Origin of the sequence: Streptomyces sulphureus DSM 40104 (assembly GCF_000381025.1) — a bacterium.
GTDB lineage: Bacteria > Actinomycetota > Actinomycetes > Streptomycetales > Streptomycetaceae > Streptomyces > Streptomyces sulphureus.
The window spans coordinates 387081-405365 of the sequence record NZ_KB905818.1; the positions used below are offsets into that span (position 1 = coordinate 387081).

An 18285-nucleotide genomic window follows, 5' to 3' on the forward strand; every position below is an offset into this window, starting at 1 on the left:
ATGCAGACCCAACCGACCCGCACACGCCCCGAGTCCACTCCGGCGGACGGCCAACACGCCGGCGGAGTGGGCGAGTCGGCGGCGCGTCCCGACGGAACCCTCAAAGTCACGGGGGAGTTCGCGTACGCCTCCGACCTCTGGCACGAGGACATGCTCTGGGCCGTGACGCTGCGCAGCCCCCACGCGCACGCGCGCATCCTCGCCGTCGACGTCGGCGAGGCGCTCGCCCACCCCGGCGTGCAGTGCGTCCTCACCCACGACGACCTGCCCTCCCGGACCACGGTCTACGGTCTGGAGGTCGCCGACACCCCCGCGCTCGCCGGGGACCGCGTGCGCTACCACGGCGAGCCCGTCGCCCTCGTCGCCGCCGACCACCCGGAGACCGCGCGCAGCGCCGCCGCGAAGATCCGTGTCGAGTACGAGCAACTCCCCGTCGTACACGACGAGTCAACGGCGCTCGCCACCGACGCGCCGCTCCTCCACCCGGACCGCACGGACGGCCACGCCGCGCACGTTCCGCACCCCAACGTCGTGCACCGCCAGCCGGTGGTACGCGGCGACGCGGCGGCGGCAGCGGCGCGCGCGGACGTCGTCGTCACGGGCGAGTACGAGGTGGGGATGCAGGACCAGGCGTTCCTCGGGCCCGAGTCGGGGCTTGCGGTGCCGGCCGAGGACGGCGGCGTCGAGCTCTACGTCGCCACCCAGTGGCTGCACGCGGACCGGCGGCAGATCGCGCCCGTCCTCGGGCTGCCGGAGGAGAAGGTGCGGATGGTCCTCTCCGGCGTCGGCGGGGCCTTCGGCGGGCGCGAGGACCTCTCGATGCAGATCCACGCCTGCCTGCTGGCCCTGCACACCGGGCGCCCCGTAAAGATGGTCTACAACCGCGAGGAGTCCTTCCTCGGCCACGTGCACCGCCACCCCGCCGTGCTCCACTACGAGCACGGGGCCACGGCGGACGGCAGGTTGACGCACCTGAAGTGCCGGATCGTCCTCGACGGCGGCGCCTACACGTCCTCCTCGCCCGCCGTGGTCGGCAACGCCGCCTCGCTCGCCGCCGGACCCTACGAGGTGGAGAACGTCGACATCGAGGCGCTGGCGCTCTTCACCAACAACCCGCCGTGCGGGGCGATGCGCGGCTTCGGGGCCGTGCAGGCGTGCTTCGCCTACGAGGCGCAGATGGACCGCCTCGCGGCCGAACTCGGCATGGACCCGGTGGAGTTGAGGCAGCGGAACGCGCTGCGGCAGGGCGGCACGATGCCCACGGGCCAGGTCGTCGACTCGCCGGCGCCCGTGGCCGAGCTGCTGGGGCGCGTCAGGGAGCGGCCGCTGCCGCCCGAGCGGCGCTGGGACACCGGGGCCGGCGGTGCCGAACTGCGGGAGCTGCCGGGCGGCGTGGGCAACACGACGCACGGCGAGGACGTCGTGCGCGGCGTCGGGTACGCGGTCGGCATCAAGAACGTCGGCTTCTCCGAGGGGTTCGACGACTACTCGACGGCCCGCGTGCGCCTGGAGCTGGTCGGCGGGGAGCCCGTCGCCACGGTCCACACGGCTGCCGCGGAGGTCGGGCAGGGCGGAGTCACCGTGCAGGGCCAGATCGCACGGACCGAACTCGGCGTGGAGCGCGTGGTGTTGCAGCCCGCCGACACCACCGTCGGCTCCGCGGGCTCGACTTCGGCGTCGAGGCAGACCTACGTCACGGGCGGAGCCGTCCGCAACGCCTGCACGCAGGTGCGCGAGCACCTCCTCGACGCGGCGAGGAGGCGGTACGCGGCGACGGAACCGGTCTGGGCAAGCGCCGCACTCCAGCTGCACGGAGGGAAGGTGACGACCACCGAGGGCCGCCCGCTCGTCGGCATCGCCCAACTCCTCGCCGAACTCCACGACGAACACCCGGAGTTCACCGTCGAGAGCGAGTGGCGGCACCGCCCGACGCAGCCGTTCGACCCGGCTACGGGGCAGGGCTTCGGGCATGTGCAGTACTCCTTCGCCGCGCACCGCGCGGTCGTCGAGGTGGACACCCGGCTCGGGCTCGTCAAGGTCGTCGAGCTCGCGTGCGCGCAGGATGTCGGGAAGGCCGTCAACCCGCAGGCGGTCCTCGGGCAGATCCACGGCGGCAGCACGCAGGGGCTCGGGCTCGCGCTGATGGAGGAGATCCTCGTCGGCCCCGAGGGCACCGTCCGCAACCCGTCGTTCACGGACTACCTGATCCCCACCGTCCTCGACACCCCGCCGATGCCCGTCGACGTCCTCGAGCTCGCCGACGACCACGCCCCGTACGGTCTGCGCGGCGTCGGGGAGGCGCCGACCCTCTCGTCGACGCCCGCCGTGCTCGCGGCGGTGCGGCAGGCGACGGGGCGTGCGCTGCGGCGCACCCCGCTGCGGCCCGAGCATCTGCTGGAGGTGTGAGAGGAGGCCGGGCGTTCGCGGTCCGAGCGCCCGGCCCTTCGCAACCCCCTTGTGAACACGCGCACTTGGTCAGTTTCCGTGCTCCCCGTCCGCCGCGAAGAGTTTGACGTCGGCGACGAGGGCGCGGTGGTCGGTGCCGGGCAGATCGAGGAAGTCGGCGCCGATCGCGACCATGCGGTCGCCGAGGAGGACATGGTCGATCTGCGTGCCGAGGGGCGGTGCCGTCGCCGCCGGCCACGTGGGCGTGCGGGACTGGCCTGCCTGGCGCGCGGCGTCGTCGAGGCCGGTGTCGAGGACGGCGCGGAAGGTGGCGTGGTCCTGCGAGGAGTTGAAGTCGCCCGCCATCAGGAGGGGTTCGCCGTGCGGCCGGGCGGCGAGCCGGCGCAGCATGCCCAACTCCCGCTTCCATACGGACGTTGCGCCGATGTCGGGCGGCATGGGATGGACCACCTGTACCCGCACCCGGCTCTCGCCGATGCGCACCACGGCGCCCGGCATCGCCATCCGGCTCCCTTCGAGGGACGTCTTCCCGCCGAGCGGGAACCTGCTCAACAGCGCCGAGCCACCGGCCCCGTCGGCCTCGGCGACGACGCGGTGCGGGTAGAGGTCGCGGAGTTCGGCCGTTCGGAGCGCGCGTGCGCACCTGGGGTTGCACTCCTGGACCGAGACGAGTTGCGGGCGCTCGTCGCGCAGCGTCTCCACGAGGCCCCTCGTCGCCCCGCCGTGCTCGAGGTTGGCGGTGAGGACCCGGAACCTGGCCTCCGCCGGGCGCTCGGCCGAGCCTTCGGGCGCGTCCGCGCCGTACGGCTGGAGGAACCAGCCCGTCGCCGCCAGCGCCGCGGCGGCCCAGCCGAGGAGGAGCCAGCGCCGTGCGAGCGCGGCGTAGGCGAGGGCCAGCCAGCCGGGTGCGAGGAACCACGGGAGGAAGGCGAGGAGTTGGGGGAGGGGAGTGGGGCCGTCGACGTCGACGGCGCGCGCGGCGAGCGGCGCCGTGATGACGGCGAGGAAGAGTGCGGCCGTCCAGGCGGCAAGCCCCGGCGCGTGCCTGCCGCGTCCCGCTGGGCCGCGTCCCGCCCCGCTGCGTCCCGCCGCGCCGCGTTCCGCCGTGCCGCCCGGCCGTACAGCGACGGCCCCGCTGTGTGTTCTGGTCCCGCGGTCTCCCCGTGCCACCGACCCTGCCCCTCTCCTCCGGAGCCGCGCCTCCCGGGTGCGACTCCGGGTGCCGCCCCGCTCTGCTCGGGCGCGCGCCCGCGGATGCCTGCCCCGATCATGCCCCGCCACGCGTTCGTACGGCGAGGCCCGCCCGTACGTGTGGCGGCGGAGCACGCGCCGGCGCGCGGTGCGCCCGGCGGGCGCCGACCGGCCCCGCGCTCCTGTTTCAGGCTTGCGGAAGCAGCAGCACCTTCCCGGTGCGGCCCGCGGTCGCCTCGTGTTCCAGCGCCCTGCGCACCTCCGCGAGGGGGTAGCGCGCGGCGACGGGCGAGGCCGTCTCCCCGTCGAGGGTGAGCCCCTGCGCCTCCGCCAACGCCCGTTCCAGCCACGGTCGTTCGGCCCGGTGCACGACGTCGCGCAGCCGGAAGAGGACGAGCCGCACGTCGGGCCGGTAGCGGGACGGGTCGGGGAGCGGGACGCCGGAGAGCAGCCCGTAGTGGACGAACGTGCCGCCGTGTGCCAACCCCCGGGCGAGCGCGGCGCCTTGCTCCCCGCCGACGGCGTCGAAGACGACGGCCGGCCCGCGTCCCCCGGTGTGCGCGTCGATCGCCGGCGCAAGCTCCTGCTCCTCGGTGCAGACCACCTTCGACTCGTCCACGAGCCCGGCGAGCCGCGCGCGACCGGCCGCACTGCGCACCACGGCGACCGGTGCGCAGCCGCTCTCCGAGAGCAGCCGCAGCAGCATCCGTCCGATCGCGGAACCCGCGGCGTCCACGACGGCGCGCATGCCCGGCACGCCGTAGCCGCGGGCCATCAGCACGGCTGTGAGCGGATTCACATAGGCCAACGCTGCCTGTTCGTCGTCGAGTTCGGGGAGCACGGGGAAGCACCACCGCGCCGCGGCCGTCCGCACCTGCTGCCAGGCGCCCGCGCTCCCCAGCGGCAGCACCCGTGCGCCGGGCGCGATGTCGGCGACGTCGGGGCCGACCCGTTCCACCACCCCCACGCCTTCGTAACCCGGCACGAACGGCAGTCCGGTGCGCGACGGGTAGGCGCCCGCGATGGTGACGACGTCCGACGGGTTGACGGCCGCCGCCGTCATCCGCAGGGCGACCTGCCCGGGACCCGGTGGAGGCGGCGCGTACTCCTCGACCTCGACCACTCGGTGCGCTGGACCGAAGGACCGCACGACCGCGCGCAGCGCCATCCGCGCTCCCTCCTCGTCAACCGTCCGCCCGCGCGCCCACGTTACGGGGCGGTGCATCGGGTGCGGGGAAAGGGCGCCCGCGCCCGGAGTCGAATGCGCTGCCGGCGGGCAGGGAGGACAGCATCACCCGTGCGAGCCCGCCGGTGGCGCAGGGGTGGTGCGCGTGCCGCGCGCCGTACACGATGTGGCGGTACGCAGCAGTGCCCGGTACGAGGAGGAACGTATGCCCGCGCAGACACCGACCAGTGCCTTCCGCTCCGCAAGGGACACCCTGCTGCGGCACAGGGGCGACTACTCCGCGGCGCGTGCGCGCTTCGAGTGGCCGCGCCCCGAGCACTTCAACTGGGCCCTCGACTGGTTCGACCGCATCGCGGACGGCAACGACCGGGTCGCCCTCCACCTCGTCGAGGAGGACGGCAGAGAGACCCAGGTGACGTTCGAGGAGATGCGCAAGCGCTCCAACCGCGTCGCCAACTGGCTGCGCGAGCACGGCGTCGGACCGGGCGACGGCGTGGTGCTGATGCTCGGCAACCAGGTCGAGCTGTGGGAGACGCTGCTGGCGCTGATGAAGCTGCGCGCCGTCGTGATCCCCGCGACGCCGCTGCTCGGCCCGGCCGACCTCGCCGACCGCCTTGCGCGCGGCGGCGCCGGGTTCGTCGTGGCACGCGCCGAGGACACCGAGAAGTTCCTCGACGTACCCGGCGACTACACCAGGATCAGCGTCGGCGGCGAGACGGCAGCGGACGGCTGGCTCGCGTACGCGGAGACCCGGACGGCGCCCGCCGTCTTCGAGCCGCAGGGCGAGACCCGCGCCGACGACCGCCTCCTTCTCTACTTCACCTCGGGAACCACCGCGCTCCCCAAACTCGTTGCGCACACGCACGGTTCGTACCCGATCGGCCACCTGTCGACGATGTACTGGATCGGCCTCAAGCCCGGCGACATCCACATGAACATCTCCTCGCCCGGCTGGGCGAAGCACGCGTACAGCAGCTTCTTCGCCCCGTGGTCGGCCGAGGCGACGATCTTCGTCTACAACTACACCCGCTTCGACGCCGGCCGGCTGATGTCCGAGATGGACCGCCTGGGCGTCGACACCTTCTGCGCGCCGCCGACGGTCTGGCGGATGCTGATCCAGGCCGACCTCGGCCAACTCAGCCGCGCGCCCCGGGAGTTGGTGGCGGCGGGGGAGCCGCTCAACCCCGAGGTGATCGAGCGGGTCGAGCAGGCGTGGGGCGTGCAGGTGCGCGACGGCTTCGGACAGACGGAGACGAGCGTCGGCATCGGCAACTTCCCCGGCCAGCGGGTGAAGCCGGGCTCCATGGGGCAGCCGGCCCCGGGCTTCGAGATCGCCCTCCTCGACCCCGTCACCGGCGAGCCGGGTGCCACCGAGGGGGAGATCTCCTTCGACCTCCACCAGCGCCCCGTCGGCGTCATGACCGGCTACGCGGGCGACGAGGAGCGCAACGCCCGCGTCCTCGCCGGGGGTTACTACCGCACGGGCGACATCGGAACCCTCGACGAGGACGGCTACGTGACGTACGTGGGCCGAAGCGACGACGTCTTCAAGGCTTCCGACTACAAGGTGTCTCCCTTCGAGCTGGAGAGCGCCCTCCTCCAGCACGAGGCGGTCGCCGAGGCCGCCGTCGTCCCTTCACCCGACCCGCTGCGCCTCGCTGTCCCGAAGGCGTACATCGTCTGCGCCGAAGGCTGGGAGCCGGGCCCGGCGACGGCGAAGGAGATCTTCGCCCACTCCCGCGCGGTCCTCGCGCCCTTCCAGCGCATCCGCCTCATCGAGTTCTCCGAACTGCCGAAGACTGTCTCGGGGAAGATCAGGCGGGTGGAGCTGCGGGCACATGCGGCGGGGGAGGACGGGGGGCCGCGGGAGGAGTACAGGGACTGAAATGGTGCCCGGCCGCCTCGGCGGCCGGGCACCGTCGCCGTACGTGGTGAGCCCGCTCGACGGTCGCGTGAACGCGTGCCGACGCCCGTCCCGGGCTCAACCGCCGGCTTGTGGGGCCGGTGGTGGGCCGTCGGGCGTTGCGGAAAGCCCGTACGACAGGACATGGCGGGTGCGAGGACGCGTCGGGTGGGGTGTGGTGCGCCTCCCCGGCGCAGGGCGACTGCTCTGCGCCATCAGTCGAGCAGATCGGGCCGAAACCGCAGGCCCTCGCGCGGCATGCGTGCAAGGTCCGTCAGCACACGGGCGAGGACGGCCAGGTCGGCCTCGCTGTAGCGGTGGAGGAACGCCCGCAATCCTTCCTCCGTCTGTGCGTGCAGGCTCCGGTGCGCCTGCTGGATCTCCGCGCCCACGGGGGCGAGGCGCAGGTGGACCTCCTTGAGGTTGTCCGGGAGCCGGTGGCGTTCGAGCGCCCCGGCGACGACGAGGCGGCGTACGTGCTTCGACACCGTGCCCTTCGGCACGTCAGTGGCCCGGGAGAGTCCGACGACGTTGATCGAGCCGTCCGCCGGGACGGCGTCGAGCAAGTGCAGTGCCTGCACGCTCAGTTGGGGAACGAGCCGGGCCGCTTCGGGGGAGCACTGATCGATGAGCCACTGCTGCTCGGCGTCGTCCTCCGCCGTGAAACGCCCTGCCACCTGTGCGAGCAGCCGCTCGATCCGCCCCACGGCGTCAGTCTTGGTCTCCATGGAAACCATCTTGCCCGAAGGCGTGGCGTCCATTATTGTTTCCGTGGAAACAATAATGGAGGAAGCGTGAGAGCAGCAGTCGTCGAACGGTTGGGAGCCTCGCCGCGCTACGCCGAGGTGGACGAACCGAGTCCGGCGGAGGGCCTGGTCGTCGCCGAGGTGCGTGCGGCGGCGTTGAAGAACATCGAGCGGGCGCTGGTCGCGGGCACGCACTACGCCAGCCGGCGACTACCCCTTCCGGGGCTGATCGGGACGGACGCGGTCGTGGTCCTGCCCGACGGCCGCCGCGTGTACACGGGGGCGACGCCGCCCGGTGGCGCGATGGCCGAGCGGATGCTGGTCGACCCGGAGTTGAGCGTCGAGGTTCCGGACACGCTCGACCACGGCACGGCTGCGGCGTTGCCGAACGCAGCCGTCTCGGCCTGGTTCGCGCTGGAGTGCGCGGGGCGGATCCGCCCCGGTCAGTCGGTGCTCGTCCTCGGCGGAACCGGGGTGACCGGCTCACTCGCCGTGCAGTTGGCGAAACAGCAGTTCGGGGCCGGCCGCGTCGTGGCCGTCGGCCGCAACACCGAACGCCTCGACCGCCTCACCGCGTCCGGAGCGGACCTCGCCGTCGAGCTCGGTCCGGACGATGCCGCGGGTGACCAACTCAAGGCGCGGCTCCGCCGATTGCACACGGAGCAGCCGTTCGACCTGGTGTTGGACTACCTCTGGGGCCGCCCGGCCCAGCAGACGTTGAGTGCGCTCGGCGGTGACGACCTGGCGGCCGGGTTCCACCGCACCCGCTACGTGCAGATCGGCGAGATGGCCGGGCCGACCGTCGAACTCCCGGCCGGCGTCCTCCGCAGCACAGGACTCGAACTCGTCGGCCAGGGCGCCGGCAGTGTGCCTCGAGAGGCGTTCGCCAGAGTCGTCCCGGAAATCCTGCCGACCCTCTTCGCGATGCTCGCCGACGGGTCCCTCACGGTGGAGATCGAAGCCTGGCCCCTGTCCAGGATCGCGGAAGCCTGGGCCGCGCCCGGGCGTTCGGGCGTGCGGGCTGTGGTGACGCCCGAGGGGTGAACATCCCGCCGCCGCGGTGCCATTCCTCGGTCGAGCGCGGGAGTCGGGCGTGCGGCGGCGGACGGAAGGAGGGCGCCGACCGGTACCCGACGTGTCATCGGGTCGCTTCGGTCCCGGCAAGGTCGGACCCGGTGTCCGACCGGTGCTGCCGAGCCGATCGGAACATCGGTCGGCAGAAGACCATCGGGAGGATCGTCGGGGCGAGGCTCATCGGCCAGACCAGCGCCATCCCTCCCGCGTGCCGGGTCAGGAGGAGCACGCCCCTGCCACCAGCAGCGCGCACATGAGCGTCACGACGAGGAGACTCGCCCCCGCGAGGCTCGGACGACGTCGAGCCGTCCTGCCCGAGAAGGCGAGGGCGGCTCCGCAGAAGGACAGCACCGCCAGGAGCGGGGAGCAGTACGTCATCACCCGCAGCAGCTCGGTCCCCGAGTCGCCGCCGTCCTGCGGCGAGGTCAGCGCGAGGACGCCGAACCCGACGTGCTGGAGCACGCAGCAGACCTCGATGATGCCGCAGGCCGTCAGGAACAACCTGACGGTGGGCTCGGGAACCCGGGTCTGCGCGCTGGTCCTCATCTGCGTACCGTGCCTTACCCGCCGAGGGCGAAGCTGGGCCGTTCGCCGCTGCTCATCGTACGGTTGCGCAGGGACGACGCGCAGTTCCCGGCCGAGAGCAGGAAGATGACCGCCGCCGGGATCTGCGCGAAAGAGTCCCGCAGGGACGCACCCGTACGCACACCCTCGTCTTCGGCGGACCAGCGTGGCAACACGTCGACGTCACGCCCAACCCGCCGGACCTCGGCACCGACGGCGACACGAGCGCCGACTCCCCTACGCGCTCGCGCCTACGCGCTCGCGTAGTTGGTTCCGCGCGCCCCGCCGCGGCCTTACCTCGGCGTAGCCCGAATCAAATCGTCCGCCGGGTCGTTGACCGGCTGTGGGGTTCCGGTGAGGTCGAGGACGAAGAGGGGGACGCCGAGTTCGTCGGCGCGGGTGCGGGCGTCGCGGGCGTAGCCGGCGAGGGAGAAGCAGACGGAGACGGCGGACTCGTTGAGGCCGTTGAGCCAGAGTGTCTCGACGTCGCGGAGGGCGGTCGGTGCGGTGGACGGGTCGACGTGGGCGACGACGCCGGGGCCGCGGAGGTCGACACCGTAGGAGGGGCGGCGCTCCTTGACGCGGACGTCGGCGAAGCCGAGCCAGCGGAGGTACTGGGCCGCCGCCGTCCTGGCGTCCTGTGCCGTGCGGATCGTCACCGGGTGGAAGGCGGGGCGGCGCGTCGGCGGGGCGCTGGAGCGGAGTGCCGAGGGGCGCGGCGGCTGGGCCGACCGGGCGGCGGTCGGCGGCGGTTGCGTCCGGTCCACGGGCAGGCAGAGTAACGCGCCGCATTCGCAGGCGAGTTCGGGTTGCGGCCACTCGTCGTCGCGCCCGCACTGGGCGCAGCGCACGGAGACCCAGCTCCCCTCCCAGGTGCGGTGGTCCCGGCGGACGGGCGGTGCCGAGCGCAGCAGTGGCAGCACCACGGGAGCGGTGCAGGAACAGGGATAGACGGGCGCGGTGTACGTGTGCTCCCGACGGCATACAGGGCAGCGCACGAGCACGCTTTCGGCCATCTCTGGGGCTCCCGGCGGTGGTTCACGGTGGCGGTCTGTACGGGGCGGGGCGGAGGACCCAGCCTGTGGCCCAATCGTCCCCGATGGGAGCGATTTTACGAAGAGGAAGCGACATCGGCACCCGGGGGTTCGGGACGCACCGCACGTCAGTCGGAGGTCTCGGCTCCGTCGAGGCTCACCTGCCAGGTGACGCCGAACCGGTCGGCGACCCAGCCGAAGCGCTCGCTGAAGCCGTACTCGTCGAGCGGCATGAGGACCTGCCCGTCCTCGGCGAGGCCGGAGAAGAGCCGGTCGACCTCGTCCGCGGTGCCGCAGCGGACGTAGAGCGAGATCGCGGGCGTGAAGCTGAACCCGTGCTCGATCGGGCTGTCGATGAGGTTGAGTTGCTCGCCCGCGATGCCGAGCACCGCGTGCTTGACGGTGCCTTCGGCGCCCTCCTCGCCCGCGCCGTAGCGGGTGAGCGACAGGACCTCGCCGTCGTCGAAGAGCGAGGTGTACAGGTCGATCGCCTCCTGCGCGCGGCCGTTCTGGAACATCAGGAAGGGGGTGAGCCTCTGCGGTACCGGTGCTGCCACTGCCTTCTCCTCTGGTGATGGGACCGCCCGTCTCCGGCGGCCGGGTGCGGGCCCGTCGGCCCGGCCCAAGGTCTCATGCCGGGCACACGCCGCAGGGGAGCGGCGCTCTGCGGGCGGTCGAAATGCCAAGCTGGTGCCATGCGATTGCGAGTCGAGTGCACCACCGAGCCGTTCGACCTCCAAGAGGCGCCTCCCCACGCGCTCGCCGCCAGAAAGGTGGTGGAATCGGGGGAGTTGGACGAGGTGGACGTCGGGCCTTTCGGCAACACGGCGGAGGGCGACGCCTCCCGGGTGCTGGAGACGGTGGACACGCTGCTCCGCTCCTCGCTCGCGGCCGGTGCGACGCGGATCTCCCTCCAGGTGAGCGTGGTCCCCGAGGAGGCCGCCGACGAGGACGGCGCCGAGGCGGCCGGGGCGGGGGAGCGGTGACGGCGGAGGCGGGCACCGGACGCGAGGCCGCGCAGGGGGAGGGGGCGCGCTTCGTGGAGGCGGTGCGTCCGCTCGTCGACGCGTTCGGCGGCGACCTGCTCCCGGTCGAGCGCGCCGCGGTCGACGACGTCGTGCTGCGTTGGGAGGGGCAGGAGGTCGCGGCGGTGCGGCTGCCGCACCTCGCCGAGTCGCTCGACCGGATACTCGGCGAGCTGGAGCGGCGCTACGGCATGCCGCTCGCCCAACTCGACCGCAAGGAGAAGCAGTCGGTGGTGCGCAGCTTGGAGGCGCGCGGCGCTTTCGTGGTGCGCCACGGCGTGGAGACGGTCGCGCAGGCGCTGGGCGTCAGCCGCTTCACCGTCTACAACTACATCAACTACCGCGACGAGCAGCGCGCGAGGGACCACGGGGAAGAGCAGGGCTGAGTCCGTCCGGCCGCGCGGTACCGCCGCGCGGCCGGCCTCCTCGGCGGAGCCGCGCGGATCGCGTCGCGGCGACGCGTTCATGCGTCGTGTCGTGGATGTTTCCCAACAGCCGCTCTTCAACAAACTGTTGACGACGCCCGGTCGGCGCGCTTGGCTGTCTCCCGACCCGCACGAGCGATCGTCCGGGTCGGCACGAGCCCAACCGCCTCATGGCTCCGGAGGTCACGTGTGACCCGATCCGCGCCAGGTCTCACCTGGCTCAACTCGTCGGAGGAGGAGGACGCGCGAGCCGCCCTGCACCGGGTGTGCGCGGCCCGCGCCTGGTCGACGGCGCTCCTCGGCGCCCGCCCCTTCCCCGGCCTCCCGCAGTTGCTCGACGCCAGCGACACCGCCGTCGCCGCCCTCACCGCCGGGGACGTCGACGAAGCGCTCGCGGGCCATCCCCGCATCGGCAGGCCCGAGCCGTCGGACGCCGTCTCCTCCCGCGAACAGCGCGGCATGGCGGACGCTTCCGAACGGCTGCGCGCCGAGATGCTCGAACTCAACCTCGCCTACCAGGAGAAGTTCGGCCACACCTTCCTCGTCTGCGCCACCGGTCTCACCGGCGAGCAGTTGCGTGACGCCGCCCGCCACCGGCTCGACAACCCGCCCGAACACGAACGCGAGGTCGTACGCGCGGAGTTGGGGAAGATCAACCGACTCCGTCTCACCCGCCTCGCCGAGGAAGGGGTCTCGGCATGAGCAGTCCACCCGCAGCCACCGTCTCCACCCACGTGCTCGACACGTCCGCAGGCCGGCCCGCCGCCGGCGTCCCCGTCCGCCTCGCCGTGCGCACCGGGCGCGGCGGGGAGTGGCAGCCGCACGCCGAGAGCAGCACCGACGGGGACGGCCGCTGCCGCGACCTCCCCGCCCTCCCCGAGGGAGCCGCCTGGGCCCGTCTCCACTTCGACACGGGCAGCTACTCGGACGTCGGGTTCTTCCCCGAGGTCTCCACCGTCTTCGCCGTCGCACCGGGCGAGCACCACCATGTGCCGCTGCTGCTCAGCCCGTTCGGCTACTCCGTATACCGAGGGAGCTGATCCACGTGACCGAGACCGCGCAACCCGCCGCAGCCCCGCGTCCCGCCGCCGTACGGGCCGTGCTCGGCCAGAACCAGTACGGGAAGGCCGAGGTCCGCGTCCTCAAGGTGACCCGGGAGGGCGCCGGGCACCGGATCAGGGACCTCAACGTCTCCGTCGCACTCCAGGGCGACCTCGACGAGGTCCACTACTCGGGCAGCAACGCCCATGTGCTGCCCACCGACACCACGAAGAACACCGTCTACGCCTTCGCCAAGGAACACGGCGTCGCCTCGCCCGAGGAGTTCGGGACGCTGCTCGCCCGGCACTTCGTCGCCACGTGCGCGCCGATCACGCGGGCCCGCATCCGGGTCGAGGAGTACGCGTGGTCCCGTATCGACGCCGCGGGCGGCGTCTCCGAGGACGAGTCCGGCACGGGGCACTCGTTCGTCCGCAGCGGACGGTGCGTCCGGACGGCGCAGGTCACCCACGACGCACGGGGCACCGAGGTCCTCTCGGGCGTCAAGGGCCTCACCGTGCTCAACTCCACCGACTCGGAGTTCCACGGCTACGTCAAGGACGGTTACACCACGCTCGTCGAGGAGTACGACCGCATCCTCGCCACGGACGTCACCGCCTGGTGGCGCCACCTCGGCGCGGCAGCCCCCGAGGACGGGTGGAACGCGGCCCACGCCGAGGTCGAGCGGCGCCTCCTCGCCGCCTTCGCCGGCACCTACTCGTACTCGCTCCAGCAGACGCTCTACGAGATGGGCGCGGACGTCCTCGAAGGGCGCCCCGAACTCGGCGAGATACGCCTCTCGATGCCGAACAAGCACCACTTCCGCGTGGACCTCTCGCCGTTCGGCCTCTCCAACGAGCCCGCGGACGGCGCCGTCTACTACGCGGCCGACCGCCCGTACGGGCTGATCGAGGCGACGGTGGTGCGAGAGGGGGAGGCCGAGCGCATACCCGTCGACCTGAGCAACCTGTGAGCGGCGAGCGGGAGCCGGTGCGCGCACAGCCGCCTGCCGGCGGAACGGCCGGCCCCTACGGGGGCCGCCGGAAGGGAGCAGCATGACGGGGCAGCCAACGCCGGGCGAAACCACGGCAGTCGACACGGTGCGCACCGTCGTCGAGGGCTGCGCGATCGCAACGGTGGACGGGCACGGAACCGAGTACCCGACGGGGCACCTCGTCCTCGCCGGCGACCGGATCGAGGCCGTGGGCCCGGGCCCCGCGCCGGGCGGCCTGGAGGGCGTCGTACGCCGCGTCGACGGACGGGGGCAGCTCGCCACGCCGGGGCTCGTCAACACCCACCACCACTTCTACCAGTGGCTCACCAGGGGCCTCGCCCAGGACTCCCCGCTCTTCGACTGGCTCGTGGAGCTCTACCCCGTCTGGTCCCTGATCGACGAGGAGATGGTGCACGCCGCCGCCCGCGCCTCGCTCGGCATGATGGTGCGCGGCGGCACCACGACCGCAGCCGACCACCACTACATCTTCCCGCGCGGCACGGGGGACTTGCTGGGCGCCGAGATCGACGCCGCGCGCCGGCTCGGGGTGCGCCTCACGGCGGCCCGCGGCTCCATGGACCTCGGCGCCTCCGACGGGGGCCTCCCGCCGGACTTCGCCGTCGAGACCACCGAAGGCGCGCTGCGAGCCACGGAGGAGGCGGTGGCGCGGTATCACGACCCCTCACCCGAGTCGACGGTGCAGGTGGCCGTCGCGCCCTGCTCCCCGTTCTCGGTGACCGGCGAACTCCTCAGCGAGTCCGCCGAGTTGGCGAGACGGCTGGGCGTGCGGCTGCACACGCACGGTTCCGAGACGCGGGAGGAGGCGGAGTTCTGCCGGGAGCGGTTCGGCATGGGGCCGACCGACTACCTCGCCTCCACCGGCTGGCTCGGTGAGGACGTCTGGATGGCCCACTGCGTGCACATGGACGACGCCGACATCGACGCCTTCGCGCGCACCGGCACCGGTGTCGCCCACTGCCCGTCGTCCAACGCCCGCCTCGCCGCCGGGCTGGCACGGGTTCCCGCGATGCTCGACGCGGGGGTGCCCGTCGGCCTCGGGGTCGACGGGACCGCGTCGAACGAGTCGGGCGAGCTCCACACCGAGCTGCGCAACGCGCTGCTCCTCAACCGGCTCGGCGAGCGGCGCGAGGCGGCGCTCGACGTACGCGCCGCGCTGCGGCTCGCCACCGCGGGCGGCGCCCGAGTCCTCGGCAGGCAGCGGGAGTTGGGCTCGCTGGAGCCCGGCAAGCTCGCGGACCTCGTCCTCTGGCGCCTCGACGGGCTCGGGCACTCCACCGTGGAGGACCCCGTCGCAGCGCTCGTCCTCGGCGCCGCGGCGCCGGTGGCGTTCTCCTTCGTCGGGGGAAGACCCGTGGTGGAGGACGGCGTGCTCCTCGGCGACGACGAGACGGCGATCGCGCGCGAAGCCGCCGTCCAGGCACGGAGGTTGCGACGATGACGTCCTTACGCTGAGCCGCGGCACCGTACGCCCGACACCGAGCCGGGTCCCCGACACCCGCCAGGCGAGCATCACTTCACCGAGAGGTGCACCTCGCCGCGCGCCCCGGCCCTCGCGGGGGTCACCCTCCGCGGGGGCACCTCGAAGCCGCCGACCGATCCCGGTCGACGCAGCACCGGCGTCCAACTATCCCCGCACGTCCGCGCATTGACCGCGTCCGACGACGCTGCTGCACACCCGCACTTCCGTACCTCCGCAAGGGCCCGCACCCCAACGCGACTGCCGCCGCGCCCTCCGTACGGCGGCACCCACGCACCCGCGGCGCCCATGAGCGCATCGAGCAACGCCGTGCCACCCACCAGGAGAACGCGTGCCCCCGCGCACGGAAGACCCACAGGAGGACCCACGTGTCCGACCGCCCCGACGCGCCGCAAGGCCGCCCCGACAGGAAACGCGACTCCTCTTCCGCCAACCCCGGCCGACCGGCGCAGGACGACCCGCAGTCGCAGGGGACAGCGCGGGAGAAGCACCCCGTGGACCGGGGCATGCCGCCACTGAAGCTCCTCACCAGCGGCCTCCAGCACGTGGCGGCGATGTACGCGGGCGTCGTGGCCCCGCCGCTCGTCATCGGCGCGGCCGTCGGGCTCTCCGTCTCCGAGTTGACGTTCCTCACCGGCGCGAGCCTCTTCATGGCCGGCATGGCGACTCTTCTCCAGACGCTCGGTGTATGGCGGATCGGCGCGCGGCTGCCGTTCGTCAACGGCGCCACCTTCGCGACCGTCGCGCCGATGCTGGCGATCAGCAAGTCCGAAGGGTCCGAGAACGCCCTCCCCGTGATATTCGGCGCGACGATGGTCGCCGCCGCGCTCGGTTTCGTGATCGCGCCGTACTTCAGCAGGCTGGTGCGGTTCCTGCCGCCGGTCGTCACCGGCACCGTGATCACGCTCATCGGCCTCTCGCTCATGCCGGTCGCCTTCAACTGGGCCCAGGGCGGCGACGAAAGCGACCCGCACTACGGCGACGGCCGCAACATCGCCATGGCCGGCGCGACCCTCGTCCTCGTCCTCCTCATCCGCCGCTTCACCCGCGGCTTCTGGAAGCAGATCGCCGTCCTCCTCGGCCTCGCGGCCGGCACCGTGCTGGCGGTCCCCGTCGGCCTCACCGACTTCACCGCGGTCCGTGAGGCCGACATCGTCGGCTTCCCGACGCCGTTCCACTTCGGCGCCCCGCAGTTCGCGGCGGCGGCGATCGTCTCCATGTGCGTCGTGATGCTCGTCTCGATGACGGAGTCGACGGCCGACATGCTCGCGCTGGGCGAGATCGTCGAACGCCCCGCGGACGAGCGGACGATCGCCGCGGGGCTGCGGGCCGACACACTCGGCTCCTTCGTGAGCCCGTTCTTCAACGGGCTGATGTGCAGCGCCTTCGCGCAGAACATCGGCCTCGTGGCGATGACGCGCATCCGCAGCAGGTACGTCGTCGCGACCGGCGGCGGCATCCTCGTGCTGATGGGGCTCTGTCCGATGGCGGCCGGGCTGATCGCCACGGTTCCGCAGCCGGTGCTCGGCGGAGCCGGGGTCGTCCTCTTCGGGTCCGTCGCGGCGAGCGGCATCCAGACGTTGATCAGGGCGGGGCTCGACAAGGACAGCAACATGATGATCGTGGGCATCTCGCTCGCCGTCGGCGTGATCCCGATCGCGGCGCCCGACTTCTACCACGCGTTTCCCGAGAGCGCGAAGATCATCCTCGACTCCGGTATCTCCACCGGGTGCGTGGTGGCCGTCCTCCTCAACCTCGTCTTCCACCACACCGGACGCCGGGGCGCGCCCGAGGGGACGGCCACGGAGCCCGCGCCCGAACCAGACGGCAAGCGGGGCGCCGAGGCGTAGCGGGCGGCGGACGGGCGGGCGGTTCCGGGGAGTCGGGACCGCGCCCCGAGTGACGTGCGTGACGGGGGAGTTGGGGAAGCCGCGGGCGTCCGTGTGCAGGTCTGCACCGAATCTTCGCGTCGGAATGGGCGGTTGCGGCCCTCCGTACGGAACCGGAACGGCTTCCGTTGCCCTCCCCTACGAGTGTGCGGTGCCGCGTCGCCCTGGATACCTGTCCTGCGCATGCAGGCTGACAGGATGGACGCCGCACTGTCCCCTGCACGCGCAAGACACCAGGAGTTATGGCCCGATGTCGTTCAACAACCCGTATGGTCCGGGCCCCCAGGGCCAGAACCCGTACACGCAGCCGCCGCAGGACACGCCGCCGCCCGGCTACGGCTACCCCCCGCCCGGCGGCGGGTACGCCCCGCCGCCGCACGGCTACCAGCCCGACGCGCCGTACGGTTACGACCCGTACGGGCGGCCGTACTCCGACAAGTCGAAGATCGTCGCCGGGGTCCTCCAACTCTTCCTCGGCACCTTCGGTATCGGCAGGTTCTACATAGGCAGCGTCGGCATAGGCGTGGCGCAGATCTTCACCTGCGGCGGCCTCGGCCTCTGGTCGCTGATCGACGGCATCCTCCTGCTCATCAGCGACGACAAGACGGACAGCAACGGCCGTGTCCTGCGCGGCTGACGCGGCACCTCCCCGGCGCCCGGCACGCCCGTGCTGAGTGTCCGGCCGCGGGCCGTCCCGCCGCTCCTGCGCCACCCTGCGGCCGCACCGCTCGCGGCCCTCACCGCAGGAGCGGCGGGCGCCGCATACCTGTTCACCACCGACCCGCACGAGCCCGGAAACCTGCTGCCCGCCTGCCCGTTCCGTGCCGTCACGGGCCTGCTCTGCCCCGCGTGCGGCGGCACCCGCATGGCGTACGACCTGCTCCACGGCGACCTCGCGGCGGCCTGGCACGACAACCCGGCGCTCCTCCTCGCCGCCCCGCTGCCGCTGTGGCTGCTGCTCCGCTGGGGCGCCGAGGGACTCAAGGGCCGCCGCTGGCGCCCGAGTTGGCGCAACCGTTCGTGGTACCTCCTCGTCGGGGCCGCCGCGGCATGGACGGTCGGCCGGAACCTCTTCTGAGCGACGCCGCTTCCGGCCGACGCGGCAGAGGCAGGCCGACCCCGGGGCCAGGCTCCTCGACTTCCCCATCGCGGCCGCCACCGCACCCCACTTTCCCGAGCAGCGTCTCGTCGAGCCCGACTCGTCCGAGGCCCGGGTACTGCCGCTTCTGGCCGGTCGGGCAGCCGGGGAGAGCGCCGCGGCCGGACCACAGGACTGAAAGCCGAGCCACTTCGCGCCCGGACGACGCTTCCG

General features: G+C 72.8%; 18 protein-coding genes. 12 read left to right on the forward strand and 6 right to left on the reverse strand.

Translation table 11 applies throughout. The annotated features are described in order from the left end of the window. Nucleotides 1–2406 carry a xanthine dehydrogenase subunit D gene (pucD, locus tag F603_RS0118905; RefSeq protein WP_019547548.1) on the forward strand — a complete coding sequence of 802 codons (2406 nt, stop codon included), beginning with the start codon at nt 1–3 and terminating at the stop codon, nt 2404–2406. 69 nt (nt 2407–2475) lie between these two features. Here pucD and F603_RS0118910 read toward each other — a convergent pair whose 3' ends face one another. Both F603_RS0118910 and F603_RS0118915 read right to left on the reverse strand, forming a co-directional pair. Then, nucleotides 2476–3576 carry an endonuclease/exonuclease/phosphatase family protein gene (locus F603_RS0118910; protein WP_019547549.1) on the reverse strand — a complete coding sequence of 367 codons (1101 nt, stop codon included), beginning with the start codon at nt 3574–3576 and terminating at the stop codon, nt 2476–2478. Nucleotides 3577–3784: 208 nt separating this feature from the next. After that, on the reverse strand, nt 3785–4765 hold the full coding sequence (locus F603_RS0118915) for a zinc-dependent alcohol dehydrogenase family protein (RefSeq protein WP_019547550.1): 981 nt from the start codon (nt 4763–4765) through the stop codon (nt 3785–3787). Between the two features lie 223 nt (nt 4766–4988). Between F603_RS0118915 and F603_RS0118920 the strand changes: the two genes are divergently transcribed. Next, on the forward strand, nt 4989–6668 hold the full coding sequence (locus F603_RS0118920; protein WP_019547551.1) for an AMP-binding protein: 1680 nt from the start codon (nt 4989–4991) through the stop codon (nt 6666–6668). 233 nt (nt 6669–6901) lie between these two features. Here the strand turns inward: F603_RS0118920 and F603_RS0118925 are convergent, their stop codons facing one another. Then, nucleotides 6902–7414, reverse strand: coding sequence for a MarR family winged helix-turn-helix transcriptional regulator (locus F603_RS0118925; protein WP_245600818.1), 513 nt, complete (start codon nt 7412–7414; stop codon nt 6902–6904). A gap of 66 nt (nt 7415–7480) precedes the next feature. Here F603_RS0118925 and F603_RS0118930 point away from each other — a divergent pair, with 66 nt between their 5' ends. Then, a complete protein-coding gene (locus F603_RS0118930; RefSeq protein ID WP_026328541.1) occupies nt 7481–8476 on the forward strand; it encodes a quinone oxidoreductase family protein in 996 nt (331 codons plus the stop codon). Nucleotides 8477–8722: 246 nt separating this feature from the next. On the opposite strand, the gene F603_RS0118940 is transcribed toward F603_RS0118930, so the two are convergent. The 3 genes from F603_RS0118940 to F603_RS0118955 form a co-directional block, all read right to left on the reverse strand. Beyond that, on the reverse strand, nt 8723–9052 hold the full coding sequence (locus F603_RS0118940) for a hypothetical protein (protein WP_019547555.1): 330 nt from the start codon (nt 9050–9052) through the stop codon (nt 8723–8725). A 311-nt stretch (nt 9053–9363) separates the two neighbouring features. Further along, a complete protein-coding gene (locus F603_RS35135; RefSeq protein ID WP_019547557.1) occupies nt 9364–10086 on the reverse strand; it encodes a hypothetical protein in 723 nt (240 codons plus the stop codon). A gap of 146 nt (nt 10087–10232) precedes the next feature. Next, entirely contained in the window at nt 10233–10661 is a 429-nt protein-coding gene (locus F603_RS0118955) for a VOC family protein (RefSeq protein WP_019547558.1), read from the reverse strand. A gap of 138 nt (nt 10662–10799) precedes the next feature. On the opposite strand from F603_RS0118955, the gene F603_RS35400 reads away from it, so the two are divergent. From F603_RS35400 to F603_RS0119000, 9 genes are all read left to right on the forward strand, one after another. Beyond that, nucleotides 10800–11090 (forward strand): hypothetical protein, encoded by a 291-nt coding sequence (locus tag F603_RS35400; RefSeq protein ID WP_026328542.1) that lies wholly within the window; start codon nt 10800–10802, stop codon nt 11088–11090. Beyond that, a complete protein-coding gene (locus F603_RS35405; RefSeq protein ID WP_019547560.1) occupies nt 11087–11515 on the forward strand; it encodes a helix-turn-helix domain-containing protein in 429 nt (142 codons plus the stop codon). Before F603_RS35400 ends, F603_RS35405 begins: the two co-directional genes overlap by 4 nt. A 228-nt stretch (nt 11516–11743) precedes the next feature. After that, nucleotides 11744–12256, forward strand: coding sequence for a 2-oxo-4-hydroxy-4-carboxy-5-ureidoimidazoline decarboxylase (gene uraD, locus F603_RS0118970; protein WP_019547561.1), 513 nt, complete (start codon nt 11744–11746; stop codon nt 12254–12256). After that, nucleotides 12253–12594, forward strand: coding sequence for a hydroxyisourate hydrolase (uraH, locus tag F603_RS0118975; protein ID WP_019547562.1), 342 nt, complete (start codon nt 12253–12255; stop codon nt 12592–12594). Before uraD ends, uraH begins: the two co-directional genes overlap by 4 nt. Before the next feature lie 5 nt (nt 12595–12599). Next, on the forward strand, nt 12600–13565 hold the full coding sequence (gene pucL / locus F603_RS0118980; RefSeq protein WP_019547563.1) for a factor-independent urate hydroxylase: 966 nt from the start codon (nt 12600–12602) through the stop codon (nt 13563–13565). Between the two features lie 82 nt (nt 13566–13647). Then, complete coding sequence (locus tag F603_RS0118985) at nt 13648–15045, forward strand: 8-oxoguanine deaminase (protein ID WP_019547564.1); 1398 nt, start codon at nt 13648–13650, stop codon at nt 15043–15045. A 545-nt stretch (nt 15046–15590) separates the two neighbouring features. Then, nucleotides 15591–16934 carry a nucleobase:cation symporter-2 family protein gene (locus tag F603_RS0118990; protein ID WP_245600825.1) on the forward strand — a complete coding sequence of 448 codons (1344 nt, stop codon included), beginning with the start codon at nt 15591–15593 and terminating at the stop codon, nt 16932–16934. A gap of 289 nt (nt 16935–17223) precedes the next feature. Next, nucleotides 17224–17610 (forward strand): TM2 domain-containing protein, encoded by a 387-nt coding sequence (locus F603_RS0118995; RefSeq protein ID WP_019547566.1) that lies wholly within the window; start codon nt 17224–17226, stop codon nt 17608–17610. 30 nt (nt 17611–17640) lie between these two features. Then, complete coding sequence (locus F603_RS0119000; RefSeq protein ID WP_019547567.1) at nt 17641–18051, forward strand: DUF2752 domain-containing protein; 411 nt, start codon at nt 17641–17643, stop codon at nt 18049–18051. Nucleotides 18052–18285 lie beyond the last annotated feature (234 nt).